The following is a 25,057-nucleotide window of genomic DNA, read 5'->3' as shown; positions in this document are numbered from 1 at the left end:
TGTGCCGGATCGTCATGGGCCATCTGCGGACAACCGAGAAAGACACGATGGGCACTCGAAAATCCGGCTTCGGCGCGTTCCTCGCACTGATCGTCCTTATCGTCCTCGCGATGCTCATCCTGACGCCGCTGACGGCAGATCGGGACGGCCTGGACGAGGCGGCTCTGGTGGCGGCGCGGCAGGAAACCGGCGGAGCGCAGACCCGCGAAGACATCATGGCGCGTCAGCGCGGCCAGCAGATCGACGACACGTTCCGCAGGACGGCCACGGGCGACCCCGCCAATGCCGCCGCCATCACGGGGCAGCTCGGCACGCTCGGCGGCGTGTCGGACGCGGAGATGTGGCGGGCGCTGCGTTACGACGAAGCCAGCACGGACGCCACCAGCCGTGGGCCGGCGACAAATGTCCTGATCCAGGACGGTGGCATGTGGTGGCTGGAGTTTCGCGAGGATGTCATTGCGAAATGGGGCGGCTGGCTGCTTCTTGGGATGATCGGCGTTCTGGCCGTATTCTACCTCATCCGCGGGCGCGTGCCGATTGTGGGCGAGAAGACCGGGCGCAAGATCCTGCGCTTTGGCAGCATCGACCGATTTGCCCATTGGCTGACCGCCGGGTCCTTCGTGATGCTGGCGATCACCGGACTTGTCTCGATGTATGGGCGGCCGTACCTCATCGACGTGATGGGCAAGGAGGCACATGCCGATTTTGCACATTGGTCGAAGCTCATCCACAACAGCATCAGCTTCGCATTCATGCTGGGCGTCGTGCTGATCTTCTTCAAATGGGTGCGGTTCAACATCCCGAACATGAACGATCTGCGCTGGCTCCGTCAGATGGGCGGATTGTTCGACGATTCCGTCCACCCGCCGGCGGGCAAGTTCAACGCGGGGCAGAAGATCATCTTTTGGTCCGTCATGCTCATGTCGATTGGCGCCGTGGCGACGGGTCTGAGCCTGTTGCTGCCATTCCGGGTGCTGGTCTTCGATGATGTCTTCGCCTGGATCAACGGCCTTGGCGTGCTGTCCTGGGCGGGCTTCAATGACCTGCCGGTGCCACTCACCCCGCAGGAGGAGATGCAGTACACCCAGATCGTCCACGCCGCCTTCGGATTTCTCTTCATGGCGATGATCATCGGCCATATCTACATCGGCACGCTCGGCATGGAGGGCGCGTTCGATGCCATGGGCACAGGCTACGTCGAGGAGCAGTGGGCCCGGGAGCACCATTCCCTTTGGCTCAAGAAGGTGAAGGCGCGAGACGGGACCGCGCACCCGGCGGAATAGGGTGTTGCGCTACGTGCTGACATTCCTCGCAGCGGCCTTGGCAGGGGATCTGTCCGCGCAGGAGTTCGAAACGTTGAAGGGGCATGGCGGGCCGATCATGGGGATCGCCGTGTCGCCGGACGGCGAAGTTGCGAGCGCTAGCTTCGATAACTCCGTGGGCCTGTGGGCGGGCGGCACGCCGGTGTGGCTGGAGGGGCATGAAGCGGCCGTGACCGCAATTGCCTTCGGGCCGAATGGCGAGCTCGTGACAGGCGGGGATGATTTCGCCGTACGACTCTGGGGCAGGGCGCCCCGACTGCTGGGGCAGCACCAGGGAAAGGTTGCCGGGGTCGCTGTTTCACCGAACGGCGATCTAGTCGCCAGTGGAAGTTGGGATGGCACCATCCGGCTTTGGCCTCTCGATGGCAGCGCGGCGCAAACGCTGCCCCCGCCCGGGGCAGGCGTCAACGACGTGGCCTTCGATCCCGGCGGCGAGCATCTGTACGCCAGCACGTCTGCCGGCCTCGTTTTGCGGTACGACTTGGCGGGCGGTACCCCGGCACCGCTGGCCCGGCACGGGTTCGGCGTGAACTGCCTGATCGTCGGAGAGGGGTGGGTGGCCTATGGCGCCGTGGATGGCGGCACACGTGTCATCGATGCCGAATCCGGCGCGCAGATTGCGGATTTCACACTGGACCGGCGGCCGGTGCTGGCAATGGCCTACAACGCCCAAACCGGCCGCATCGCCGTGGGAGACGGTCACGGCTACATCATGGTGCTCGACACCGCCGAGTGGCGGATCGTTCAGGACTTTCGCGCAACCCGGCAGGGGCCGGTCTGGGCACTGGCCTTTTCGCCGGATGGCTCGGTGCTCCACGCCGGCGGTTTGGAAGACGTCGTCTATTCCTGGCCGGTGGGCCTTCTGGACAGCTTCGATCCGGAGATGGGGAACGACCGCACCTTTTTGCGCAACGCCGACAGCATGCCAAACGGCGAGCGCCAGTTCGTACGAAAATGCTCCATATGCCACGCGCTTTCACCGGGCCCTTCGCGCAAGGCGGGGCCGACGCTGCACGGTCTTTTCGGGCGCGCGGCGGGGACGGTGCCCGACTACAGCTATTCGGACACACTCACCGGGTCGGACATTGTCTGGACGGCGGAAACGGTCGATCGGCTTTTCGATCAGGGGCCAGACCACTACATTCCAGGGTCCAAGATGCCGATGCAGGTGATCGCTGGGGCCGGCGACAGGGAAGACCTGATCAAGTATCTTGAGACGGCGACGAAGGGAGACTGAGCGAAACATGAAGGCGATGCTTGCAGGCTTTACGGCCGCCATCCTGATCGCGATCGGCGCCTGGTACGGGCTGAACCATGCCGGGTTCTCCTCGCAGGCAGTCTATTCCAGCCCCAACGTGCGGCTGGAATAGGAGACGGTCTGCGCATGACGGCGGCAACACAGCGCACGGTGGTGAGTTCGGCGGAGGACTACGGCGGCAACCTGTCCGGTGCCTCCGTGCTGGTAATCGACGACGAGCCGGGAATGCGTAACTTCCTGACCAAGGTGCTCGGCCCCCGCGTCAAGTGCGTGGAACAGGCGGGATCTCCGCTGGAGGCAACGGCGAAGCTGGACGTCGGCCATTTCGATGTCCTGATCCTGGACAACGTCATGCCCGGGATGAAGGGGCTGGACTGGATCAACGACCAGCGGCGAAAGGGATTCTTCGGCGACGTGATCCTGATCACGGCCTATGCGGACCTCGAAACCGCCATCGCCGCCCTGCGCGCGGGCATAGGCGACTTCGTGCTGAAACCCTTCCGCGCAAACCAGATCCTCGGTGCCATCGAACGCACGCTGGACCGCAAGCACCTGCGTCGCGAGAACGCGTTGCTGCGGCGGGAGCTTTACGCGCGTACGGCCCGTGGCAAGCTGCTGGGAACGTCTGAGGCGCTGGCCTCGGTTCTCTCCATGCTGAAGCGCTTGGCGCCGCTGCCGACCCCGGTGCTGTTCCTCGGCGCCAGCGGAACCGGCAAGGAGCTCGCGGCCGAGCATCTGCACGAGATGTCGGACCGGTCCGAGGCACCGTTCGTCGCCGTGAACTGCGCCGTGCTCGACCCGGACCGCATCGCTGCGGAACTGTTTGGCGTGATCGAGGAGAGCGGACGGCTCAAGCCCGGGCTCTTCATGCTGGCCGACGGCGGCACCTTGTTCCTCGACGAAGTGGCCCAAATGCCCGACCAGTTGCAGGCGGCCCTGCTGCGCGTGCTGGATGACAAAAAGATCCGGCCCGTCGGGGCAGAGCGGGAAATCCCGCTGGACCTGCGCTTTCTGTTCGCAACCAACGCCGACCTGCATCAGGCCGTGACGGAGGGCAGGTTCCGGGTGGACCTGTACCACCGGATCAACGTCTTCACGATCAAGATGCCGCCTTTACGCGACCGGTCGGAGGATATTGTCGAACTCGCCGCGCAGTTCATGGAGCAGTTTTCGAACACGCTCGGGATGGCCTCGCTGGAGCTGAACGAGGACACGCTGCTGAAACTGCGCCGCTACGATTGGCCTGGGAACGTTCGGGAGTTGAAGAACCTGATCGAACGGTCCGTGATCCTTGGAGAATTCCCGGAGGAGTTTGCCGGCAGCAGCGCCGTCACCGCACCGGAAGCCATCGAGAACCTCGACCTTGTGACCAAGCGACACATCCTGCACGTTCTCGACCAATGTGCCGGCAACCGCGCTGAGGCCGCACGGCGGCTCGGCGTCTCTCGCAAGACAATCGACCGTAAGATGGCCGCCTGGGGGTTGTAGCATCTTCAAGCGCATTAGTGGGGAAATGGCGGAGAGACAGGGATTCGAACCCTGGGTGGGGTCACCCCCACAACGGTTTTCGAGACCGCCCCGTTCGACCACTCCGGCACCTCTCCGCGTCCCGTGATCAGGGTGGGCGCGGTGTAGTTGCTGCGAAAGTCCGGCGCAAGTGTTTTTCGCCCGCACGCCACGGATTTCCCTGCGCTTCCTGCCTTGTCAGTCCGTGGGGCTTGCAATGGCGCCGGATCGGCGACAGCGTGGTCCAAAGTCCCGGAGACAGGTCATGTTCACGCGTCCGTTCCTCGTTGCCCTCGCCCTTGTCGCCTGTTTGGCCACCCCACCGTCCGTCGCTCAGGCGACGGAAGAGCCATCAGCGGCCGTCGAAGAGGTGCCCGCTGGTGCGGAGCCGCTGATGCGTGCCCTCCGTATCGACGCGTTGGTGGACCTTATACGGCAGGAGGGGATCGGCTATGCCGCTGATCTGGAACGGGACATGTTCCCCGGCCGGGGCGGTGCGGATTGGTTGGAGATGGTCGGGGAGATCTACGACACCGGCCGGATGACGACGATCGTACAGGAGGGCCTAGGCTCAGATCTTGACCCCGCCGAGATGACCGAGTTGACGGAATTCTTCACCTCGAGCCGCGGGCAGGAGATCGTGGAACTGGAGATCGGAGCCCGCCGTGCGATGATGGACCCTGCCGTGGAGGAGGCAAGTGCCGTGATGCTGGACCGGATGCGCGCAGACGGCGACGGGCGCCTCGAACTGCTGGAGGATTTCGCCACGGTCAACGACCTGGTCGAGATGAATGTCACAGGCGCGTTGAATGCCAACTACGCCTTCTACTCCGGGCTGAACGCCGCCGGGGCCTTCGACCGGCCGATGGGCGAGGACGACATGGTGCGGGACGTCTGGGCACAGGAAGGCGCCATCCGAAGCAAGACGGACACGTGGGTCTTCTCCTACCTCGCGCTCGCCTATCAGCCGCTGTCGGAAGAGGACCTGCGCGCCTATGTCGAGCTTTGCGCAAGCGAGCCCGGGAGGCAATTGAACGCCAATCTCTTCACCGCCTTCGGCGAAATGTTCCGCACCCTGTCCTACGAACTCGGCCTCTCCGCGGCCCGCTTCATGGCTGGCGAGGATCTGTAGGGGACATTGAACCCCGCACAGTAGATGGTACATGCGAACCTATTGGATAGGTGGGCCGTGCACGATACATTGTGCAGGGTCGCGCTGACCGGAAGGCGCAAAGTCTTGACAGATTGGGCGGAGTCGATCATATCGCGCACTCTGGCCGGGGATTCCACGTGCCAGGCATGAGAAACGAAGCCCGCAAGGGCGCGCTGTCCGAGGCGCCGGGCCACCGGCGAGAACACCCGAGAGGGGGCCGCAGAGACGCGTCGAGAGCAAAGGAATGACCCATGTTTGCGGTCCTCAAGACCGGCGGCAAGCAATATCGCGTTCAATCGGGCGATGTGCTGCGCGTCGAAAAGCTGGCGGCAACTGCCGGCGAAACCGTTCAATTCAATGACGTTCTGATGGTCGGCTCCACCGTGGGCGCACCGCTGGTCGACGGCGCGGCCGTTCAGGCCGAGGTGCTTGACCAGATCAAGGGCGTGAAGACCATTCACTTCGTCAAACGCCGCCGTAAGCATGGCTCCAAGCGGACCAAGGGCCATCGGCAGCAGCTGACCGTTCTGCGGATCACCGACATTCTGGAATCGGGTGCCGATTCCACCGGCGTCAAGGTTGCGGTGGGTGCCGGGTCCGTGGGCGGTGTTGCGGTGGCAGCCGCTGAGCCCGCTCCGAAGGCCTCCGCCAAGGCAGAAGCGCCTGCCGCCGAGGCGAAAGCGGACGACCTGAAGAAGCTTTCGGGCGTTGGCCCGGCGCTGGAGAAGAAACTGCACGATGCCGGTGTCACCAGCTTTGCGCAGATCGCCGCCTGGACCGAGGCCGATATCGCCGAGATGAACGAAAAGCTGTCGTTCAAAGGGCGCATCGAGCGCGAAGGCTGGGTCGATCAGGCCAAAGAGTTGGCTCAGGGCTGAGAGAGATAGGAGACTAGCGATATGGCACACAAGAAAGCAGGCGGTTCATCCCGTAACGGTCGCGACTCCATTGGCCGTCGCCTTGGCGTGAAGAAATTCGGCGGCGAAGCCGTCGCGCCCGGCAACATCATCGTCCGTCAGCGTGGCAACAAGTGGTGGCCGGGCGAGGGCGTTGGCCAAGGCAAGGATCACACGATCTTCGCCACCGTTGAAGGCGCCGTGAAGTTCCACAAGGGCCTCAAGGGCCGCACGTTCATTTCGGTTCTCCCGGTCGCGGAGGCCGCCGAGTAAGCCGAAATCGGGTAAAAAATCCGTGGTGGGGGGATCGGCAAGAGCGCCGGTCCCCCCGCCGATTCTTCAAGGAAGGAAAGACATGAGACGTCTCCCCTTTCAGACCATTGATCGTCACGTTGGCCGGACCCGATGGTCCGGAGCCGTCCGACCGCGCGCCGATGCCGCGTTTTGGACAGCCGCTGCGACCATCAGCCTGGCGGCGTTCCGCCTCGGCCAGGTGCGCCTGCAGCCCGATGCGATTGCGACCGGGGTTCCCGGATTGCTGTTTCGGGCTATCTCATTGCTTGTGGCTGCAGGTAGCGATGTTGTCTTTGCCGCGACAACGTCGGTAGCCTTGCAGGCTGCCGTACTGATGACCATTTTTTATGCATATCCGTACTATCCGCTGCTGCGTCGTGGACCCGGGGAGGGGTCGGGACCACTGCGTGTCGCGGAGAGGAGCGAGTAGCGCTTCCCGGGAGGAGGGGAAACGTCATGAAGTTGCACCACATCACTGGCCAGTCGGTTGTCCCGTCTGAGCGGGTCGTTCTTCGGCCTTTGCAGAAATCCGACAAGGGGCTTCTGGAATTGTATGCGGGAGACGAGCGCGTGGCGCGATATACGCGCTCCATCGCACATCCGCTGCCGCCAGGGGCCGCAGAGGCATTTATCGCCCGCAGCCACGCCGAGGATCGCAGGGAAGACGTCTGGGCCATGGACGGCACGGCGGCCGGACTTGGCGAACTGGTCGGGGTCGTCAGCCTGACACGCATGGAGGATGCACCGCGCAAGTCCGAAATCGGGTATTGGGTGGCGCCCGTCATGTGGCACACTGGGCTCGCGTCCGAAGCCGTCAGCGCGCTTCTCGCGGCCAACCCGCAGGATTCCGATACCGTCTTTGCCGAGGTCTTTCAGGACAATCCGTTCTCCGCGCGCATCCTGACCAATGCCGGATTCGAATACCTCGGCGATGCCGAGGCGTATTCGGTCGCGCGCGGGGGGAATATCCCGACTTGGACCTATCTGAAGAAGATGAGATAAGCCTCTGTTTCGGAACAGGTGTTCGGTCAGCCACTGACCCTGGGGCCACCGGCGAGATCTCAGTTAGACCTCCGCGAAACGCCCGCTGGCGGCTTGAGCCCGCGGGCGTTTCGGACTATCGCCTGATCTGTCCTAATTTCCGAGCCCCATCATGAAGTTCCTCGATCTCGCCAAGGTCTACATTCGCTCCGGCAGCGGCGGCGGCGGTGCCGTGTCCTTCCGCCGCGAGAAGTATATCGAGTTCGGTGGCCCGGACGGCGGCAACGGTGGGCGGGGCGGCGACGTCATCGCCGAGGCGGTCGATGGGCTGAACACGCTGATCGACTTCCGGTACCAGCAGCATTTCTTCGCCAAGAACGGCCAGCCCGGGATGGGCAAGCAACGGACCGGTGCTGATGGCAACGACATTGTGCTGCGGGTCCCAGCGGGCACGGAGATCCTCGACGAGGACGAGGAAACCGTGATCGCGGATCTGGCGAACGTGGGCGACCAGGTCGTGCTCGCCCGTGGCGGGAACGGCGGTTTCGGTAACCTGCATTTCAAGAGTTCGACCAACCAGGCCCCGCGCCGCGCCAATTCGGGCCAGCCCGGCATCGAGCGCACGTTGTGGCTCAGGTTGAAGCTGATCGCGGATGCCGGTCTTCTGGGCCTTCCCAACGCCGGCAAATCGACCTTCCTTGCCGCGACGTCCAACGCCCGGCCCAAGATCGCGGATTATCCGTTCACCACGCTGCACCCGAACCTCGGCGTCGTGGGGGTGGACAACACGGAGTTCGTGGTTGCGGACATTCCGGGTCTGATCGAGGGCGCCCATGAGGGCAGGGGCATCGGCGACCGTTTCCTCGGTCACGTGGAACGGTGCGCCGTGTTGCTGCATCTGGTCGACGGAACGTCGGAGGATGTGGCGGACGACTACCGTACGATTATCGACGAGTTGGAAGCCTACGGCGGTCACCTCGCCGACAAGCCGCGGATCACGGCGCTGAACAAGATCGACGCGCTCGACGACGACGAGCGCGCGGAACGTCTCGCCGCGCTGGAAGAGGCCAGCGGAGGGCGTGTTTACCCGATGTCCGGCGTCAGCCGCGAAGGCCTCGTCCCGGTGCTGCGCGCGCTCCGCTCGGAGGTGGATGCGGCACGGCGGGCGGAACGTGCTGAGGAGGCTCCCGACGAGACGGAGACCGGCCCGTGGAGGCCCTGATGGAACGCCGTCGCCCGGCACTTGCGGATGCGAGCCGGTTGGTTGTGAAGATCGGTTCCGCCCTGCTCGTCGACCGCACTACAGGTTCGCTTCGCGAAGAGTGGCTGACGGGTCTCGCGCAGGATGTGGCCGATACGCGGGCGCGCGGTGCCGGTGTGATCCTCGTATCCTCCGGCTCCATTGCGCTCGGGCGGGCCACACTCGGTCTCGGAACGGGGCCGCTTCCGCTGGAGCAATCCCAGGCCGCGGCCGCCGTGGGCCAGATCGGCCTCGCCCGCGCCTACCAGACCGCGCTGGCGCCCCACGGCATAACTGCCGCGCAAGTCCTCGTGACCCTTGAGGATTCCGAAGACCGCCGCCGCTACCTGAATACCCGCGCCACCCTGGAGACGCTTCTGGGCTTCGGTGTCGTCCCTATTGTCAACGAAAACGACACAATCGCCACAGATGAGATCCGTTTTGGCGACAATGACCGCCTGGCTGCGCAGATCGCGGTGACGGTGGGCGCCGACCAACTCGTGCTGCTCTCCGACGTGGACGGGTTCTACTCCGCCAACCCGACAGAGGATGCCTCCGCCCGTCGCTACGAGGTGGTCGAGCACATCACGGCGGAGATTGAGGCCCAGGCTGGCGACGCCGCGTCCGGGCTGTCCCGCGGCGGGATGAAGACGAAACTCATGGCCGCCAAGACGGCGACAAAGGCCGGCTGCGCCTTGGCGATCACCGAAGGCTCCGTCCACCGTCCACTGCGGGCGCTCCAGGACGGCGCGAATTGCACATGGTTTCTCACAGAGGGCGACCCGCAAACGGCGCGAAAGCGCTGGATCGCCAGCATGAAACCTCGTGGAGAGGTCACCGTCGATGCCGGCGCCGCACGGGCGTTGACAAGCGGCCGATCGCTGCTTCCTGCCGGTGTCACCGCGGTGTCGGGCCGTTTCGGACGTGGCGAGCCAGTCACGATCCTCGGTCCCGACGGCCGGCTGGGGCAGGGGCTCTGCCGCTACACCTCGGCCGAAGCCCGCGCCATTGCAGGACACAGATCCGGTGACATCGAGGTCATTCTGGGCTATCCCGGCCGCGCCGCTCTCATCCACCGGGATGATATGGCGCTCTGACCTGCCGCTTCTTGTTGGCTCAAATACCCATTCCGCCCTTTCCGCCGAAGGCCACGCCATGAAAGATCAAACCGACATTCCCGCCCTCATGGCCGAGATCGGCGCCGCCGCCCGCGACGCCGCAGCCGAGCTGGCCTTTGCCAGTTCTGAAAGCAAGCAAACTGCCCTTGTCGCCGCGGCGGACGCGGTCTGGTCCCGCAGGGAGGAGATTATCGCGTCGAACCAAAAGGATCTGGCGTATGGCCGTGAAAAGGGTCTCACCGATGCGATGATGGACCGGCTCATGCTCGACGAGGATCGGATCCGCGGCATTGTCGACGGGCTGCGCACGGTTGCGGAGCAAAAGGACCCTGTGGGGGAGACCATCTCGGAGTGGGACATGCCCTCAGGGCTCCACATCCGCCGCGTCCGGACGCCTCTGGGCGTTGTGGGCGTCATTTACGAAAGCCGGCCCAACGTAACGGCGGACGCGGGCGCACTATGCCTGAAGGCCGGCAACGCGGTGATCCTGCGCGGGGGCTCGGAAAGCTTCCATTCGTCCAGCGCAATCCATTCTTGCCTGGTAGACGGATTGAAGGCCGCCGGTTTGCCCGAAGCCGCCATCCAGCGGGTGCCCACCCGGGATCGCGCCGCCGTCACGGAAATGCTCCACATGACAGGCACCATCGACGTCATCGTGCCCCGGGGTGGCAAGGGCCTCGTGGGGCTGGTTCAGCGCGAGGCGCGGGTGCCGGTATTTGCGCACTTGGAGGGCATCTGCCACGTCTACGTCGACAAGGCTGCTGACCCCGACAAGGCCCGTGCGGTCGTGTTGAACGCCAAGACGCGACGCACCGGAATCTGCGGCTCTGCCGAATGCCTCCTTGTGCACCGCGACATCGCGGACACTCTTGGCCAGCAGATCGTGGACGATCTAATGGCAGCGGGCGTCGAGGTTCGAGCACGCGGGTTGAAGGGAACCATGGAAGCGGCCGAGTCGGATTTCGGCACCGAGTTCCTCGACATGAAGATCGCCGCGAAAGTCGTTGACGATATTGACGAAGCTATCGCGCATATCCGTCAGTATGGCTCAAGCCATACCGAGGCGATCCTGACGGAAGATGACGCAGCAGCGGCGCGCTTTTTCCAGCGGCTCGACAGCGCCATTCTGATGCGCAACGCCTCGACCCAATTCGCCGATGGTGGCGAGTTCGGAATGGGGGCGGAGATCGGGATTGCCACCGGCAAGATGCACGCCCGCGGTCCGGTCGGAGCCGAGCAACTCACGAGTTTCAAGTATCTCGTCGAAGGCGATGGAACTCTCCGCCCCTGACCGTCAGTAGGTCAGGACGATTTTTTCGTCGCTGCGCGTGACGCTCAACGTCCGGCCCAGGTCGGCGACCGTTTCCGGCAGCAGCGCAAAATGCACCAGTGCGGGGGTCAGCTCTACAACGGCGGCGGCATCCCCTTCCAGAATTGCCCATGTTTCCGGATCGACGCGCAGCTTCGGAGCCTCGCCGACGATCCGCCATTGGCCATCGCTTCGGCTGACCTCCAGGCGCCCGCCGAAAGGCATGGCCGTTTCCATGCACTGCACGGCCAGCAGCGCCGCCTTGGCCTCCATGCGGCCGCAATCCACGGACAAGGTCCAGTCGATCCGAAGCCGTGAGCCGCCATAGAGGTCCCGAAGGATCGACTGGACTTCGGTTCGGCTAGTGGCCTGATCCTGCCCGGACTGGCCGAAGGCGAGACGGTAATAACGGATGCGCGCGTTCGCGTTGGCGACGCTTTCAGATATCAGCGACAGCTCCGGCCCGACGGATGCGCCCGACATTGTCAGTAGTTCGATGCCGTTGCCGATGGCGCCTATGGGGCTAATTAGATCGTGGCAGATGCGGGACCCGATGAGCGCCGGAATGTCGACGGTGTTGCGGGACGGGTCACTGGACATGGGCACACTTTCCTGACGGAATGGACGGTATGGAAAACCTCAATCCTTTTCTCGCGCCGGGCGACCTGGTGCGCCACCCCGACCAGCCGGACTGGGGGCTCGGCCAGGTACAGTCCCATATCGGGCATCGGATTACGGTGAACTTCGAACATGCCGGCAAGGTGGTGCTCGACGGGCGTGTTATCATGCTGCTTTCGGACCTTGACTGAACTTGCAACCGGGGTATGCCAACCTTTACGGAACGCTGACAAGCGAGCGGCAAACCTAATCCCGTCTTCACCAGATTCAATTCGCTTTATATGGGGAGCCCGGCGACCCGAGATCGGCGACGCCGACGGTTGCCAAGGCGGCGGGAAGCCCCTAGACCGTGCGCCATGACGCAAGGATGACGCGCCGCCCGAGCATGACCCCCGAAGACTCTTTCCTTCAGATTCGCCTCGCCGAAACCGATCAGGATCGGCTGGCCGCGCAACGACTGCGGTACGCTGTTTTTGTCGAGGAACTCGGCGGTGACGGCGCGCTGGTGGACCACGGCGAACGGTTGGAGCGCGACCGGTTCGATCCCTATTACGACCAGCTGGTTCTGGTGGATCGGCGTCGGGACGCCGCCGCGCTGGATCACGTGGTCGGGGTCTACCGTTTGATGCCGGGGGATCGGGCTGCGGCGGCGGGTGGCTTCTATTGCGCCGGGGAGTACGATCTTTCACCGCTCATCGCATCGAACCGGCGGCTGCTGGAACTCGGGCGCTCCTGCATTCACCCGGATTACCGCGGGGGCAACGCGATGTTCCTCCTCTGGAACGGCCTTGGCCGCTACGCGGTCGAACGCGACATCGAGATCCTGTTCGGCGTCGCGAGCTTCCACGGAACGGACGTGCAGGCACTGGCGCAGCCGCTGTCCCGGCTTCATCATTCCCACCTGGCCCCGCCGGAGTTGCGGGTGCGGGCGCTCACCGACCACTATGTTTCGATGGATATCTTGCCCGAAGACGTGGTCGACCGGCCGGCGGCCGTCCGCGCGATCCCGGCCCTTATCAAGGGCTACCTGCGCCTGGGTGGCTACGTGGGCGACGGCGCGTTCATCGATCACGCGTTCAATACCACCGACGTCTGCCTGGTCATGGACACCGAACGCCTCACTGCCAAGCAGCGGGCGCTTTACACCGGCGGGCAGGGATGACTCCGACCTGGCAGTCGGATGACTTGCCGGAGGGACCGGGGCCGCTGTCTGCTCGTGCCTGGTTTCGGGTCTTGCGTCGCGGGGTGCCGCTGGGCGTGGTGGTCTTCGGCTGTCTGGGCTTGATGCTGCTCCTGCGCGTGGTGGAGCGGCCGCTCTTCGGCCTCCGCCGCCCGGTGACGCCCTGGATCACGCGATTCGTCTGTCTCTCGGCGTTCGTTCTGATGGGGATCCGCCGAAATGTTCGGGGCGCGCCCGCCAAGGGCCGATGCGTGGTGGTCGCCAACCATGCGAGCTGGCTGGATATTTTTACCCTGAACGCGGGCGACAGGGTCTATTTCGTCTCGAAGGCAGAGGTGGCTGGCTGGCCCGGAATCGGGTGGCTGGCGCGAGCGACGGGCACCGTCTTCATCAATCGGGACCGCAAGGAGGCCAAGGCGCACAGCACACTCTTTGCCGAGCGTCTGGCCGCGGGGCACCGGCTGCTCTTCTTCCCGGAAGGCACCAGTACGGACGGACGTCGCGTTCTATCATTTAAATCAACGCTCTTTCAGGCGTTCTTCGATTCCGACATGAACTCCGATCTAAGCGTCCAGCCGGTGAGCGTGATCTACCGGCCTCCGGCGGGTGAAGACCCGAGGTTCTATGCGTGGTGGGGCGACATGGATTTCGGGCCGCACTTGCTGAAGGTTCTCGCGGCAAGACGGCAGGGGTCGGTCGACGTGATCTATCACGCGTCCGTGCCGGTCGACGGGGCTCGCGGGCGCAAGGCACTGGCCGCCCAATGCGAGGATATTGTGCGCGCCGGTGTGATGGACGCACTGCCACCGACGCCGGGCCCGTCCAGCCTTCCGTGACACCGGCGACCTTGGGTCAACAGCACAACGAAATGCTCAACTGACGGCCGCCATCAGGTCGGCCAGGGCAAGCACCGGGTCGTCCGCCGACCAGATTTCCGCGCCGATGCCGAAAAAGTCCGTGACCGGCGCCAGGCTGCCGACGAGATCGGGCGTAAGGCCGCCCTCGGCCACCACGGGCAGTTCGATCATCTGGGACCACCAGGCGAAGAGGTCCGGGTCGGCGACCGAGCCGTCGCCCAGCGCGGTTGCCGTCACCGGACCGAACGACACGTAGTCCGCGCCCGCTTCGCCAGCGTTCAGCCCCTCATGGCGCGAGGTGCCGCAAAAACTGCCGACAATGGCGTCCTCGCCCAACTCCTTCCTCGCGTCCCGAATGCCGCGCGCCCCGTCAAGGTGAACCCCGTCGAGGCCGTGCGGCGTAACCAGTCTCAGGTGCGTGTCGATGACAATGGCCACGTCGCGCGCGTGGGTCACGGCACGGCAGGCGTCTGCGGCGCGCGCGATCCGGTCCTCGTCATGGCCGGCCAGAGCGAGCCGCACGCAGGCGACCTCCCGCGCGTCGAGCACACGGGCCAGAATATCGGGAAAGGTGGACAGATGCACCTCCGGCGGCGTGATGAGGTAGATTTGCGGCTGCTCTTTGTCGGCCATCCGTCGCTCCGGGGTCTCGTCCTGTTTCGCCGCCTGTCTTAGCGCCCTTTCTCCGGCTGTGCCATGGTCGCTTGAAGACGGGGCGTACGCGGCGTATCAGGGCCGGGACCTGAAACCAGACCGAATGCCTATGTCCCAGCCCACCTTCATCCTCGTACGTCCGCAGATGGGCGAAAACATCGGCGGAGCGGCGCGGGCGATGTGGAATTTCGGACTGGACCGGATGCGCCTGGTGGAGCCGCGCGACGGCTGGCCGAACCCGAGGGCGGTGGCACTGGCGAGCGGGGCCGGGCGGCTGCTGGACAACGCCGGTCATTTCGATAGCGTCGCGGAAGCTATTGGCGACTGCACGCACGTCTATGCCACCACGGCGCGAGGGCGCGGAATTACCAAGCCGGTCGTGTCGCCGGAGGAGGCCATGGCCGAAGCCCGCGCCGTGACTAAGGCTGGCGGCAAGGTTGGCGTTCTGTTCGGACCGGAGCGCGCCGGACTGGAAAACGAGGACGTTGCCCGCGCGAACGCCATCGTCACCGTCCCGGTCAACCCGGCGTTTTTCTCGCTCAATCTCGCGCAATGTGTGCTGCTGATGGCCTATGAATGGGGCCGCCAGACTGCCGCGCCGGCGCGCGTAGAAGACACCGAGCGGGCCAAGGCCATCGAGGTCGAGAAGCTCGCGGAGCATTTCGACGAGAAGCTCACCCGCGCCGGGTTCTTCTTTCCGCCCGAGAAGGCGCCTGGGATGCGCCTTGTCGTGCGCAACATGCTGTCCCGGCTGGCATTGAGCCGAGCGGACGTGCAGATTTTTCACGGCATGCTGCGCCAGTTGACCCGGCCGCAGATGCCGTCCGAGACCGACCGACCCGACCCCTGAGCCACTGGAGAAAAGGACATGGCCGCCAAGCGCAGCATTTTCGAAGAGGTGGGGGAAGACAAGCCCAAGGTATCCCGGGACCCCGTGGCGCAGACTGGTTTGATCGACCGCGCCCGCAGCGGCGCACGACGGGCCATTCGGGTCTGGCTCATGGTGCTCTTCGCGATGGTGGTGGCAATGATTGTGGTCGGAGGGCTGACGCGACTCACCGATTCCGGGCTGTCGATCACCGAATGGAAACCGGTGACCGGGGCGATTCCTCCAATGTCCGAAGCGGCTTGGGCGGCGGAGTTCGAGAAGTACCAGAAGATCCCGGAGTATCAGCTCCAGAACAGTCAGATGACCCTGGCCGAGTTCAAATCCATTTACTGGTGGGAGTGGGGGCATCGGCAACTCGGGCGCGCGGTAGGGCTGGTATGGGCGGCAGGCTTCCTCGGCTTTCTCGCGATGCGGAAAATCCCGGCGGGATGGACCGGACGTCTGGCGCTTCCGGGCGTGTTGGGGGGTGTTCAGGGTGCCATCGGGTGGTGGATGGTTTCCAGCGGCCTCGACGGTGACGCTCTGGATGTCGCTCCCTATCGATTGGCGATCCACTTGGGCCTGGCCTTTGTCATTCTCGGTGTGATCTGCTGGTACGTCCTGAGGCTATCGCGCCCCGAACGGGACCTCATGCAGGCGCGACGCCAAAAGGAAACGCGCCTTTGGGGACTATCGACCGGGCTGCTGCATGCAGCGTTCCTTCAGATTTTGATCGGGGCACTTGTCGCCGGCACCGACGCCGGACGGGCGTACCCGACCTGGCCTCTCATTGCGGGAGGGTTTCTTCCGCCCGACCCGTTGGGTATTGAACCGCTTTGGAGAAATTTCTTCGAAAATGAAGGGTTGGTGCAATTTCTTCACCGGACCTGGGGATATCTCGTCTTCGCCTTCTCCATTGTTGTCTGGGCGCGCAGCCGCCGCTCCGCCCATCGCCGGACCCGCCGTGCCTTTGACTGGATGCTGGTGTTCACCTTTGGCCAGATCGTCCTGGGGATTGTTGCGGTGCTGACCCAGGCACAGTGGCACGTCGCCATAACGCACCAGCTCATAGCCGTCGTGCTTTGGGTGCTGATCCTTCGGGCGCGGTTCCTCGCGGGCTATCCGGTGGCAAGCTCCGTACGTGAGGGGCTCTGACCGGATGTCTGCATACGATGACCTTATGGCCCACGCCCGGGAGACCGAGGCCCTGAAGCAGGTGCTCGGCCGGCTCGGCTGGGATCAGGAGACCGTCATGCCCCGCGGTGCGGCGGCGCAGCGGGCCGAAGAGATGGCGGCGATGGAAAAGGTGCTCCACGCGCGCCGCACGGACCCGCGGGTCGGCGACTGGCTCAACCGAGCGGAGCCGGCGGACGAGGTTCAGCAGGCGCACGTGCGCGAATTGCGGCGGGAGCATGAGCGGGCCACGCGGGTGCCTGCGGACCTTGCCGCCGCAATCGCCCGGACCACGAGCCTCGCGCAGGGGATCTGGGCCGAGACCCGTGCCGCGGATGACTTCGCCGCCTTCGCCCCGACGTTGACGGAGGTGCTGAACCTTCGCCGGCATGAGGCGGCAGCGCTTGCGGAGGGAACGGACCTCTACGATGCGCTGCTCGACGATTATGAGCCTGGTGAAACCGGAGCGTCGCTGAGCCGGATCTTCGACGCGCTACGCCCCCGCCTGGTTGCCCTGAGGGAAAGGATACTGGGCAGCGACCGCACGCCCCCGAAGCTGTCCGGTCGGTTCGATGAGGCGACGCAGATGCGCCTTGCCGCCGATTGCGCCCGCGTCTTCGGCTACAACTTCGCCCACGGACGGATCGACCGGGCCGTGCACCCGTTTTCCTCTGGCCAGGGGCTGGACTCGCGGATCACCACGCGGACCGATCCGGAGAATCCCTTCGACTGCCTCTATTCCACGATCCACGAGGTTGGTCATGGCAGCTACGAGCAGAACGTGGACCGTGCCTACCTGCTGACCCCGCTCGGAACGGGCGCGTCGATGGGCGTGCACGAGAGCCAGAGCCGCATCTACGAGAACCAGCTCGCCCGCGGCCGGGCCTTCGCTGGCTGGCTCTTCGCAAAGCTGCGCGAGACCTATGGCGATATCGGGGTGGCGGACGCCGATGCCTTCTACGCCGCACTCAACGCTGTCGAGAGCGGCTATATCCGGACGGAAGCGGACGAGGTGCACTACAACCTGCACATCCTCCTGAGGTTCGATCTGGAACGGGACCTTGTTCGTGGCGCGCTGGAGGTGGCGGACCTGGAAGAGGCGTGGAACAGCCGCTTCGCCGCCGATTTCGGCGTTGCGGTGGATCGTCCGTCGAATGGTGTCCTGCAGGACGTACACTGGGCGGTAGGGCTGTTCGGCTACTTTCCCACCTACACGCTCGGCAACGTGTATGCCGGCTGCCTGTTCGCGGCGATGCAGGACGGGGTTCCCGGATGGGCCGCGGCGATGGCGGAGGGGGACGCCACGCCGGCGACTGGTTGGCTGCGGGAGCGCGTTCAAAAACATGGCTCCCGGTATCTGCCCCGTGATTTGGTGGAATTGGCGTCCGGCGCGCCCATTTCGCCGGAGCCGCTCCTTTCCTACCTCGAGCGAAAGTTCGGCGCCCTATACGGACTTTGACCGCCGGAACGCCTGCTGCACCAGTCTTCGGCCGAAAATCTCTGTCGCGCGTTCAGCGCGCGGTTTGGCCCGTTGGCGGAGCGTCGTCGATACACGCTGCGACGGGCGGGAGTTCACCGCTCCGGGATCAATCCGCGCGGGCTGAAGCGTAGGACCAGAAGCAACACAACGCCCATCGTCAACAGCCTGATATGCTGCACAGAATCCAGCAGGTGTGCCTTGAGTCCCGATCCGTCCGGCATCGGGTAGGTGATGAGGCTCATGATCGCGCCGCCGATCGGCTCAACCTGGATCCAGAGCCACCAGATGAGAAAACCGCCCAGGACGGACCCCCAGTTGTTCCCCGAGCCGCCGACGATCACCATCACCCAGATCAGGAAGGTGAAACGGAGCGGCTGATACGTCCCCGGTGTGAGCTGCCCGTCAAGCGTCGTCATCATCGCGCCTGCCATGCCGCAGATGGCAGAACCGATCACAAAAATCTGCAGATGCCGACGCGTGACGTTCTTTCCCATGGCCTCCGCCGCGACCTCGTTGTCACGGATGGCCCGCATCATGCGGCCCCAGGGAGAATTCAAAGCCAGTTGAGACAGCCAGATCAGCGCCAGGAGGACGGCGGCGAACAGCCCGGCGTACAGGAGTTTGACCCAGAGGGAGGAGGCGGTGGCCGGATCAAACCCAAGCCAGGTGGCGCGAGCGACGAAATCGGTGCTTTGCTGCAGGTCCACCTCGTAGGGAACCGGGCGCGGCAGACCGACGACGTTCTTGACGCCACGCGCCAGCCAGTCCTCGTTCTTCAGCACCGCGATGACGATCTCCGCGATCCCGAGCGTCGCGATGGCAAGGTAGTCCGACCGCAACCCGAGCGCCGTCTTGCCGATCAGCCATGCCGCCCCTGCGGCGATCAAACCGCCGATCGGCCATGCCAGCAGAATCGTGAGGTTCATCCCGCCGAGATAGCCTGTGGAGGCCGGATTGATGGCCTCGATCGCATCGCGCGCGGGGTCGAAGAGTACCCGGTAAAGCACGAAGCCAACGACGAAAATCGCGATCACGCCAAGGCTTCTGACGCGCCCCAAGGGCAGGCGTTTGTACGCGACCACGCCGGCAGTAATGGTCGCCGCACCGAGGGCGAGGGCCCCCAGCATGCGGAGTCCGCCGGCCGCCCAGGCTTCCGCCACGGGAGGCATCGATACCAGCACGGTCGCCAGCCCGCCGAGAGCGACGAAGCCCATGATGCCGACGTTGAACAGCCCCGCATATCCCCACTGGATGTTCACGCCGAGCGCCATGATCGCGGAGATCAAGCCCATGTTGAAGATCGCAAGCGCCGTGTTCCAGCTCTGCACGAAACCGGTGATGATGTAGAGGAGGGCGACGAACCCGAAGAGCAGAGCGTTCCTGTTCATACCGCTTTCCCCCGGAACAGCCCGTAAGGTTTGAAAATCAACACGATAACAAGGATCGTGAATGAGACGGCGTACTTGTAGTCGGTCGACAGAAGCTGCGCGAGACCGTCAGGCGCGAGGCTGTCGGGCAACATGTAGGTTGCGACCTTCTTCCAGGCATAGGTCAACGTCACCTCGGAAAACGCGATGATGTAGCCGCCCGCGATGGCCCCCAATGGGTTGCCCAGGCCGCCAACGATGGCCGCGGCAAAGACCGGCAGAAGCAATTGGAAGTAGGTGAACGGCTTAAATGCCTTGTCGAGCCCATAAAGCACGCCCGCCGTGGTGGCGAGGATCGCGGCGATGATCCAGGTGACCCGCACCACCTTTTCGGGATTGATCCCGGAGAGCAGGGCCAGATCTTCGTTGTCGGAATAGGCCCGCATGGACTTGCCGGTCCGCGTCCGGTTCAGGAACCAGAAGAGCACCGCCACCGAGATGAGCGTGACGACGATCGTCAGACCTTGCGAGGAGCGGAAGGCAAGTCCCTCAGAAAGACCCGTCATCTTCTTGAAATCGCCCGCGCTTATGATGAATCGTGCACCGTCGTTGAAGCGCTGCTCGCCCGGTCCGATGATGACTCGAACGACCCCGTTGAGGATGAACATCACGCCGAGCGAGACCATGACGAGAATGATCGGCTTGGCCTTGTGGCGGCGGTAGAACTGATAGACCCAGCGGTCGGTGAGGAGCATCATCCCGGCGGTGACGGCGATGCCGAAGGGCAGGGCGAGGAGCGCCGTGGGCAGGGGCGCAATGGAGAGACCGAACGCCTGGAACGCCCAGGTGAAGAGGATCGTCACCATCGCTCCAAAGGCCATCGTATCGCCGTGGGCGAAGTTCGAGAACCGCAGGATGCCATAGACCAGCGTCACCCCGAGCGCCCCAAGCGCCAACTGACTGCCGTAGGAGACGGCCGGGATCAGGACGAAGTTTGCGAGAACGACGAGGGCGTTGAGGAAGTCCATTTGCATCTACCTGCCAGCTCGTGGGGCCGCTTTGCGGTGGGAAGACGGAGACATGCGCATCAGGTCCCCCCGAGGAAGGTCCGGCGGACCTCCGGATTTTCCAGAAGCTCCCGCCCGCTCCCGGTATGGGCATTTCGGCCTTGGACGAGAACGTAGCCTTTATCGGCGATTTCAAGGGCCTGTCGTGCGTTCTGCTCCACCATGAGGATCGAGATTCCGGTGCGGGCGACTTCGATGATACGGTCGAAGAGTTCATCCATCACGATTGGCGAAACGCCCGCCGTGGGCTCGTCCAGCATCAGCACGGTGGGCTGGGTCATCAGCGCCCGCCCGACGGCGACCTGTTGGCGCTGCCCGCCGGAAAGCTCGCCGGCGGCCTGACGGCGTTTGTCCTTCAGGATCGGGAAGAGGTCGTAGACCTGTCCCATCGTGCCGGAAATGTCGTCTTCCCGAAGGAAAGCGCCCATCTCCAGGTTTTCCTCGACGGTCATCGAGGTGAAGATGTTGTTGGTCTGCGGCACGAAGGCCATCCCCTTGGCCACCCGGTCCTGTGGGGAGAGCGCGGTGATGTCTTCGCCGTCGAGCCGAACGGCCCCTTCGCGCACGTCCATCATGCCGAAGACGGCCTTCATCGCGGTAGATTTGCCAGCACCGTTCGGCCCCACGATGACCGCGATCTGCCCCTTTTCCACGGCGAGGGTGCAGCCGTGCAGGATATTGGGCCCCTGGCCGTAGCCGCCCGACATGCGGTCGCCGATGAGAAATGGGTCGCTCATGGCCGTCTCATTCGCTCGAGGGCAGGGCGATCCATTCGCCCTTGAATTGGGGTGCCGTCTGCGTCACGCGCCGACTGCGGGGCGCATTTGGGAATAACGGCCATCTGGCAGTAGCTTGGAATACAGTCTTCATCCCGCTGGCGCCTCCGCCTTCGTGCGGCTCTTGAGCCCGGTGCCTAGGTAGGCTTCGATCACCCGGTCATCCTGCATGATCTCCTGCGCCTTGCCGACGGCCAGCACCTTGCCTTCGGCCATACAGATCACCGGATCGCAGAGGCGGGCGATGAAATCCATGTCGTGCTCGATCAGGCAGAACGTGTAGCCACGCTCCTTGTTGAGCCGCAGGATCGCGTCGCCAATGGTGCGCAGCAAGGTTCGGTTCACGCCCGCGCCCACCTCGTCGAGAAAGACGACCTTAGCGTCCACCATCATCGTGCGGCCAAGTTCCAGCAACTTTTTCTGCCCGCCAGACAGGTTGCCGGCTTTCTCGTCCGCCAGGTGGTCGATGGTGAGGAACTGAAGGACCTCGTCGGCCTTGCGGCGCAGAGCGGCCTCCTCGGTGGCAATCTGCCCGCGGCGGAACCAGGTATTCCAGAGCGTTTCCCCAGACTGGCCGCCCGGCACCATCATCAGATTTTCGCGCACCGTCATTGAGGCGAACTCGTGCGCGATCTGGAAGGTGCGGAGCAACCCCTTATGGAATAACTCGTGCGGCGGCAGGCCGGTAATGTCCTCGCCGCCCATGTAGACCGTGCCGGCCGTTGGCGGCAGCACGCCTGCAATCACGTTGAAGAGTGTCGACTTGCCCGCGCCGTTCGGCCCGATCAGCCCGGTAATGGAGCCTTCGGCGATTTCGATCGACGCGCCATCGCAGGCGCGGAAGCCGCCGAAGTGCTTATGAAGGTTCTCGACCCGTATCATGCGCGATCCCTGGCTATGGCGCGTGGTCTTAAGACAAGCAGACGGCCCGTGAAAGCACCCGGGCCGTCTGTCGTTACGTCAACAATGCCCTGACGGCAAGAGAACCGTCCGGTTGGCGGCGATCACCGGTAGCCGACGGTCTGGAATTGTCCGCCTTCAACGACAACCTCGCGGAAGTTGCCCGCCGATTCGCCGCCGCCGATGAACTCGACCGCGGTCGCGCCGACGTAGTCGATGTCGCCACCCTCCGCGAGGATTTCCAGACCCTTGGCCAACTCGCCCGGCATGATCTCCTCACCCGGTCCGTTAGCGACGTCCATCACCTTGTCCTTGTAGACCTGTGGGTCCGACGACCCGGCCGCCTGCATGGCGAGCATGATCAACGCCGCCGCGTCATAGCTTTCACCAGCAAAGATCGAGGTCGGGTCGAACGCATCGCCGACCACTTCGGCGAACGTCTCGGCGCCCGGGCTGTCCGAGCCGGGAAGCTGGCCGGTGGAACCGTCCACTTCGTCGCCGAAAGAGCCGATGGTGCCGTCGGAGACCATCCCATCGGGGAAGTGGAAGGTGTCGAACGCGCCGGTGTCGAGCGCCGCGCGGACGATTCCCGAACCGCCACGGTCCGCATAACCCGCGACGACAAGGCGGTCACCGCCTGCGGAAGCCAGCGCGCCGACTTCGGCCGAATAGTCGGCCTTGTCGTCTTCGTGGGCTGCGGTGATCGTCACCGTGCCGCCCATATCTTCGTAGGCCTTCTGGAAGCTGTCCGCGAGGCCCTTGCCGTAGTCGTTGTTTGTATAGGTCAGCGCTACAGACTCGACGCCCTGTTCCATCAGGATCTCCGCCATGATCTCGCCCTGGCGGGCGTCCGACGGCGGGGTACGGAAGAACAGGCCATCGTCTTCGGCCGTCGTCAGCGCCGGCGAGGTGGCCGATGGCGAGATCATGACCATGCCGTTGGGGCGTGCGACGTTCTGCAGAACGGCGCCGGTGACTCCGGAGCAGGCAGCGCCCACGATGCCCTTCACCCCGTCGGAGGTAATCAGACGCTCGGCGGCGGCGGTTGCCGCGGCGGCGTCGATGCAAGTCGAGTCACCGCGGACCGCGGTCACTGTGGACCCGTCGAGCAGCGCACCGCTTTCGTTGACTTCGGAAATCGCCATTTCGGCACCGGCGCCCATATTGACGGCCATGGATTCGATCGGCCCGGTGAAGCCGAGGAGAACCCCGAGCTTGATGTCCTCGGCCGTGGCGGCGGTGGCGAGAAGCGTGGCGGCACTCGCCAGCAACAGTTTCTTCATTTTTTAAAACTCCCAGTTGGATCGCAAGATCGGGCGTCACGTTATGGGGCAATCGTGGAAATGAAAAGTGCCGGCACACCCGCATTTCATGGATGGAAAATGGAACGTAGCGGCTCCGGGTCTTCCTGTGTGCTCCTATCTGCTATGGTCGCGATGATACCTGCTCGGTGCAGGACAGGCCGTGGAGACGAAAAGATGAGAGCTTTGGCGTATGTCGTCGTGACCCTGGGGTCCTTGAACATCCCGGCAGCGTTTGCCGGACCGGATATGGAATGCCCCGGAGGCTCGCAGATCGAGATTGGGAATTGCGTTCACGCCACGCTGCAAGCCGTTGACACGGCTATTGAAAGCGCGCTCAGCTTCGCCATGAAGTCGGCCGAGGAGCTGGACGAGATCACGGGGCGGACCGCGGCCGTACCGGCGCTACACAACAGTCAAGCCGCCTGGGAGGCCTACCGCAAGGCACATTGCGATTACGTCGGCAGCACCTATGGCGGCGGAAGCGGCACCGGGATCGCCATCGAATCCTGCCTGGTGATGCTCGGACGCGCGCGAATGGAAGAGCTTTTAGATTACGCCGGATAACTCGGGCGGCGCTGGCCTCAATCCGTCGTCTTGCGCGCCTGGGTGCCCCGTTCCCGGTATGGCGTGGTCTGGTAGTGGGCCCGGTAACACTTGGAAAAGTGGCTGGGCGAGGTGAAACCGCAGGCGAGGGCGATATTGATGACGCTCATGTCCGTCTGCATGAGGAGGTTCCGCGCCTTCTGCAGGCGCAGTTCCATGTAGTACCGCTTCGGGCTCCTGTTGAGGTACCGCCGGAACAGGCGCTCCAATTGCCGGGTGGAGAGTGACACCTCCTTCGCCAGTTGGGCCGGGCTGATCGGCTCCTCCAGATTTTCCTCCATGATCTGGATCACTTGGCCCAGTTTCGGGTGACGCACCCCGATCCGGGTCGGGATCGACATCCGCTGGGTGTCTTGGTCGGTACGGATTGAGGAGTGGATGAGCTGGTCGGCAACCGCGCCGGCGAGTTCGTCGCCATGATCGTCTGCGATGAGCTTCAGCATCAGGTCGACAGAGGCGGTGCCACCGGCGGCGGTGATCCGATTGCCGTCGACTGAAAAAACCGACTTGGTCAGCGTCACGCCTTCGAATTCTTCGGAGAAGCTGTCCTGGTTCTCCCAGTGGATCGTTGCTTTCTTGCCGTCCAACAGGCCCGCCTTGGCCAAGGCGTAGCCTGCGGTGCAAAGTCCGCCGACCGTGGCGCCACGGCGCGCCTCCCGTCGCAACCAGTTCATCAGCGCGCGCGTCGTGGTGCGCTGCATGTCAAGCCCGCCGCAGACCAGAACGGTATCGTCGCGGCTCATTTCCCTGAGGTCGGTATCCAGCAGAAACGTCGCGCCGTTCGAGCAAGACACACGCTCCCCGCCCTCGCCGGCGAGGATCCAGGAATAGAGGGTTTTGCCCGTAACGCGGTTGGCAATCCGCAATGGTTCTATGGCACAGGCAAACGACAGCAAGGTGAACTGGTCCAACAGCACGAAGACGAAGCGCCGCGGCCGGTCGTTTTCTACGGCAACGTCGACGAGAGGGGCTGGGCGGCTGTCGCTGGCGTCCATACGGGCCTCATACCTGTGATCCGACTATCGAAAACCGGAATTGACGACGGCTGCAAGGGGCGGGCGCTGAATTCGATGCCCGCCCGGGCCGGTCGGCCGGCGGATGCACGGGGCCTGCGCGCCGGCCGGAAGCCTTGG

26 protein-coding genes and 1 tRNA gene are annotated in these 25,057 nt (G+C 64.3%); 18 read left to right on the top strand and 9 right to left on the bottom strand.

The window, feature by feature from the left end; translation table 11 throughout:
• Positions 1-47: 47 nt before the first annotated feature.
• From BM075_RS00505 to BM075_RS00495, 4 genes are read left to right on the top strand one after another with little or no spacing between them, the layout of a single operon-like run.
• A complete protein-coding gene (locus tag BM075_RS00505; RefSeq protein WP_093359368.1) occupies positions 48-1,283 on the top strand; it encodes a formate dehydrogenase subunit gamma in 1,236 nt (411 codons plus the stop codon).
• A gap of 1 nt (position 1,284) precedes the next feature.
• Positions 1,285-2,559 (top strand): c-type cytochrome, encoded by a 1,275-nt coding sequence (locus BM075_RS00500; protein ID WP_425445180.1) that lies wholly within the window; start codon positions 1,285-1,287, stop codon positions 2,557-2,559.
• 7 nt (positions 2,560-2,566) lie between these two features.
• The gene (locus tag BM075_RS24950) at positions 2,567-2,692 is read left to right on the top strand and encodes a hypothetical protein (protein ID WP_281244911.1); all 126 of its coding nucleotides are present in this window, start codon (positions 2,567-2,569) and stop codon (positions 2,690-2,692) included.
• 14 nt (positions 2,693-2,706) lie between these two features.
• The gene (locus BM075_RS00495; protein ID WP_093358412.1) at positions 2,707-4,068 is read left to right on the top strand and encodes a sigma-54-dependent transcriptional regulator; all 1,362 of its coding nucleotides are present in this window, start codon (positions 2,707-2,709) and stop codon (positions 4,066-4,068) included.
• Positions 4,069-4,094: 26 nt separating this feature from the next.
• Here BM075_RS00495 and BM075_RS00490 read toward each other — a convergent pair.
• Positions 4,095-4,184: transfer RNA gene (locus BM075_RS00490), tRNA-Ser, on the bottom strand.
• 167 nt (positions 4,185-4,351) lie between these two features.
• On the opposite strand from BM075_RS00490, the gene BM075_RS00485 reads away from it, so the two are divergent.
• The 7 genes from BM075_RS00485 to BM075_RS00450 all read left to right on the top strand — a co-directional run bounded on the left by BM075_RS00485 (position 4,352) and on the right by BM075_RS00450 (position 11,059).
• Positions 4,352-5,218 carry a DUF2059 domain-containing protein gene (locus BM075_RS00485; protein ID WP_177208202.1) on the top strand — a complete coding sequence of 289 codons (867 nt, stop codon included), beginning with the start codon at positions 4,352-4,354 and terminating at the stop codon, positions 5,216-5,218.
• 272 nt (positions 5,219-5,490) lie between these two features.
• Positions 5,491-6,117: a 50S ribosomal protein L21 gene (locus BM075_RS00480; protein WP_093358408.1), complete on the top strand. Its 627-nt coding sequence runs from the start codon at positions 5,491-5,493 to the stop codon at positions 6,115-6,117.
• A gap of 21 nt (positions 6,118-6,138) precedes the next feature.
• Complete coding sequence (gene rpmA / locus BM075_RS00475) at positions 6,139-6,408, top strand: 50S ribosomal protein L27 (RefSeq protein ID WP_093358406.1); 270 nt, start codon at positions 6,139-6,141, stop codon at positions 6,406-6,408.
• Positions 6,409-6,885: 477 nt separating this feature from the next.
• A complete protein-coding gene (locus BM075_RS00465) occupies positions 6,886-7,431 on the top strand; it encodes a GNAT family N-acetyltransferase (RefSeq protein WP_093358401.1) in 546 nt (181 codons plus the stop codon).
• A 151-nt stretch (positions 7,432-7,582) separates the two neighbouring features.
• On the top strand, positions 7,583-8,632 hold the full coding sequence (gene obgE / locus BM075_RS00460; protein ID WP_093358399.1) for a GTPase ObgE: 1,050 nt from the start codon (positions 7,583-7,585) through the stop codon (positions 8,630-8,632).
• A complete protein-coding gene (proB, locus tag BM075_RS00455) occupies positions 8,632-9,747 on the top strand; it encodes a glutamate 5-kinase (RefSeq protein ID WP_093359366.1) in 1,116 nt (371 codons plus the stop codon). The genes obgE and proB overlap by 1 nt, the downstream gene beginning before the upstream one ends.
• A gap of 58 nt (positions 9,748-9,805) precedes the next feature.
• Positions 9,806-11,059: a glutamate-5-semialdehyde dehydrogenase gene (locus BM075_RS00450; protein ID WP_093358397.1), complete on the top strand. Its 1,254-nt coding sequence runs from the start codon at positions 9,806-9,808 to the stop codon at positions 11,057-11,059.
• 3 nt (positions 11,060-11,062) lie between these two features.
• Here BM075_RS00450 and BM075_RS00445 read toward each other — a convergent pair whose 3' ends face one another.
• The gene (locus BM075_RS00445) at positions 11,063-11,677 is read right to left on the bottom strand and encodes a histidine phosphotransferase family protein (RefSeq protein ID WP_093358395.1); all 615 of its coding nucleotides are present in this window, start codon (positions 11,675-11,677) and stop codon (positions 11,063-11,065) included.
• Between the two features lie 29 nt (positions 11,678-11,706).
• Between BM075_RS00445 and BM075_RS00440 the strand changes: the two genes are divergently transcribed.
• The 3 genes from BM075_RS00440 (at position 11,707) to olsA (ending at position 13,711) form a co-directional block, all read left to right on the top strand.
• On the top strand, positions 11,707-11,886 hold the full coding sequence (locus BM075_RS00440) for a DUF3553 domain-containing protein (RefSeq protein WP_093358393.1): 180 nt from the start codon (positions 11,707-11,709) through the stop codon (positions 11,884-11,886).
• A gap of 194 nt (positions 11,887-12,080) precedes the next feature.
• A complete protein-coding gene (gene olsB / locus BM075_RS00435) occupies positions 12,081-12,857 on the top strand; it encodes an L-ornithine N(alpha)-acyltransferase (protein ID WP_093359365.1) in 777 nt (258 codons plus the stop codon).
• Complete coding sequence (gene olsA, locus BM075_RS00430; RefSeq protein ID WP_093358391.1) at positions 12,854-13,711, top strand: lyso-ornithine lipid O-acyltransferase; 858 nt, start codon at positions 12,854-12,856, stop codon at positions 13,709-13,711. Before olsB ends, olsA begins: the two co-directional genes overlap by 4 nt.
• A gap of 36 nt (positions 13,712-13,747) precedes the next feature.
• Here olsA and BM075_RS00425 read toward each other — a convergent pair whose 3' ends face one another.
• On the bottom strand, positions 13,748-14,365 hold the full coding sequence (locus BM075_RS00425) for a thiamine phosphate synthase (RefSeq protein ID WP_093358389.1): 618 nt from the start codon (positions 14,363-14,365) through the stop codon (positions 13,748-13,750).
• Positions 14,366-14,495: 130 nt separating this feature from the next.
• Between BM075_RS00425 and BM075_RS00420 the strand changes: the two genes are divergently transcribed.
• The 3 genes from BM075_RS00420 to BM075_RS00410 are packed head-to-tail and all read left to right on the top strand — an operon-like array spanning position 14,496 to position 17,886.
• Entirely contained in the window at positions 14,496-15,236 is a 741-nt protein-coding gene (locus BM075_RS00420) for an RNA methyltransferase (protein ID WP_093358387.1), read from the top strand.
• A gap of 18 nt (positions 15,237-15,254) precedes the next feature.
• On the top strand, positions 15,255-16,409 hold the full coding sequence (gene ctaA, locus BM075_RS00415; protein WP_093358385.1) for a heme A synthase: 1,155 nt from the start codon (positions 15,255-15,257) through the stop codon (positions 16,407-16,409).
• 4 nt (positions 16,410-16,413) lie between these two features.
• Positions 16,414-17,886: a carboxypeptidase M32 gene (locus BM075_RS00410; protein ID WP_093358383.1), complete on the top strand. Its 1,473-nt coding sequence runs from the start codon at positions 16,414-16,416 to the stop codon at positions 17,884-17,886.
• Between the two features lie 113 nt (positions 17,887-17,999).
• Here BM075_RS00410 and BM075_RS00405 read toward each other — a convergent pair whose 3' ends face one another.
• The 5 genes from BM075_RS00405 to BM075_RS00385 form a co-directional block, all read right to left on the bottom strand.
• Positions 18,000-19,295: a branched-chain amino acid ABC transporter permease gene (locus tag BM075_RS00405; protein ID WP_093358381.1), complete on the bottom strand. Its 1,296-nt coding sequence runs from the start codon at positions 19,293-19,295 to the stop codon at positions 18,000-18,002.
• Complete coding sequence (locus tag BM075_RS00400; protein WP_093358379.1) at positions 19,292-20,302, bottom strand: branched-chain amino acid ABC transporter permease; 1,011 nt, start codon at positions 20,300-20,302, stop codon at positions 19,292-19,294. Before BM075_RS00400 ends, BM075_RS00405 begins: the two co-directional genes overlap by 4 nt.
• A 59-nt stretch (positions 20,303-20,361) precedes the next feature.
• Entirely contained in the window at positions 20,362-21,078 is a 717-nt protein-coding gene (locus tag BM075_RS00395) for an ABC transporter ATP-binding protein (RefSeq protein WP_093358376.1), read from the bottom strand.
• A 129-nt stretch (positions 21,079-21,207) separates the two neighbouring features.
• Positions 21,208-21,999 (bottom strand): ABC transporter ATP-binding protein, encoded by a 792-nt coding sequence (locus tag BM075_RS00390; RefSeq protein ID WP_093358374.1) that lies wholly within the window; start codon positions 21,997-21,999, stop codon positions 21,208-21,210.
• Positions 22,000-22,121: 122 nt separating this feature from the next.
• A complete protein-coding gene (locus BM075_RS00385) occupies positions 22,122-23,300 on the bottom strand; it encodes an ABC transporter substrate-binding protein (protein WP_093358372.1) in 1,179 nt (392 codons plus the stop codon).
• Between the two features lie 195 nt (positions 23,301-23,495).
• Here BM075_RS00385 and BM075_RS00380 point away from each other — a divergent pair, with 195 nt between their 5' ends.
• Complete coding sequence (locus tag BM075_RS00380; protein WP_245758699.1) at positions 23,496-23,885, top strand: lysozyme inhibitor LprI family protein; 390 nt, start codon at positions 23,496-23,498, stop codon at positions 23,883-23,885.
• A gap of 17 nt (positions 23,886-23,902) precedes the next feature.
• Here the strand turns inward: BM075_RS00380 and BM075_RS00375 are convergent, their stop codons facing one another.
• Entirely contained in the window at positions 23,903-24,919 is a 1,017-nt protein-coding gene (locus BM075_RS00375) for a GlxA family transcriptional regulator (RefSeq protein ID WP_093358370.1), read from the bottom strand.
• Positions 24,920-25,057 lie beyond the last annotated feature (138 nt).

The sequence above is a fragment of the Tropicimonas isoalkanivorans genome, from assembly GCF_900112335.1.
Classification (GTDB): domain Bacteria; phylum Pseudomonadota; class Alphaproteobacteria; order Rhodobacterales; family Rhodobacteraceae; genus Tropicimonas; species Tropicimonas isoalkanivorans.
This window is presented reverse-complemented; position numbering and strand designations above follow the sequence as displayed.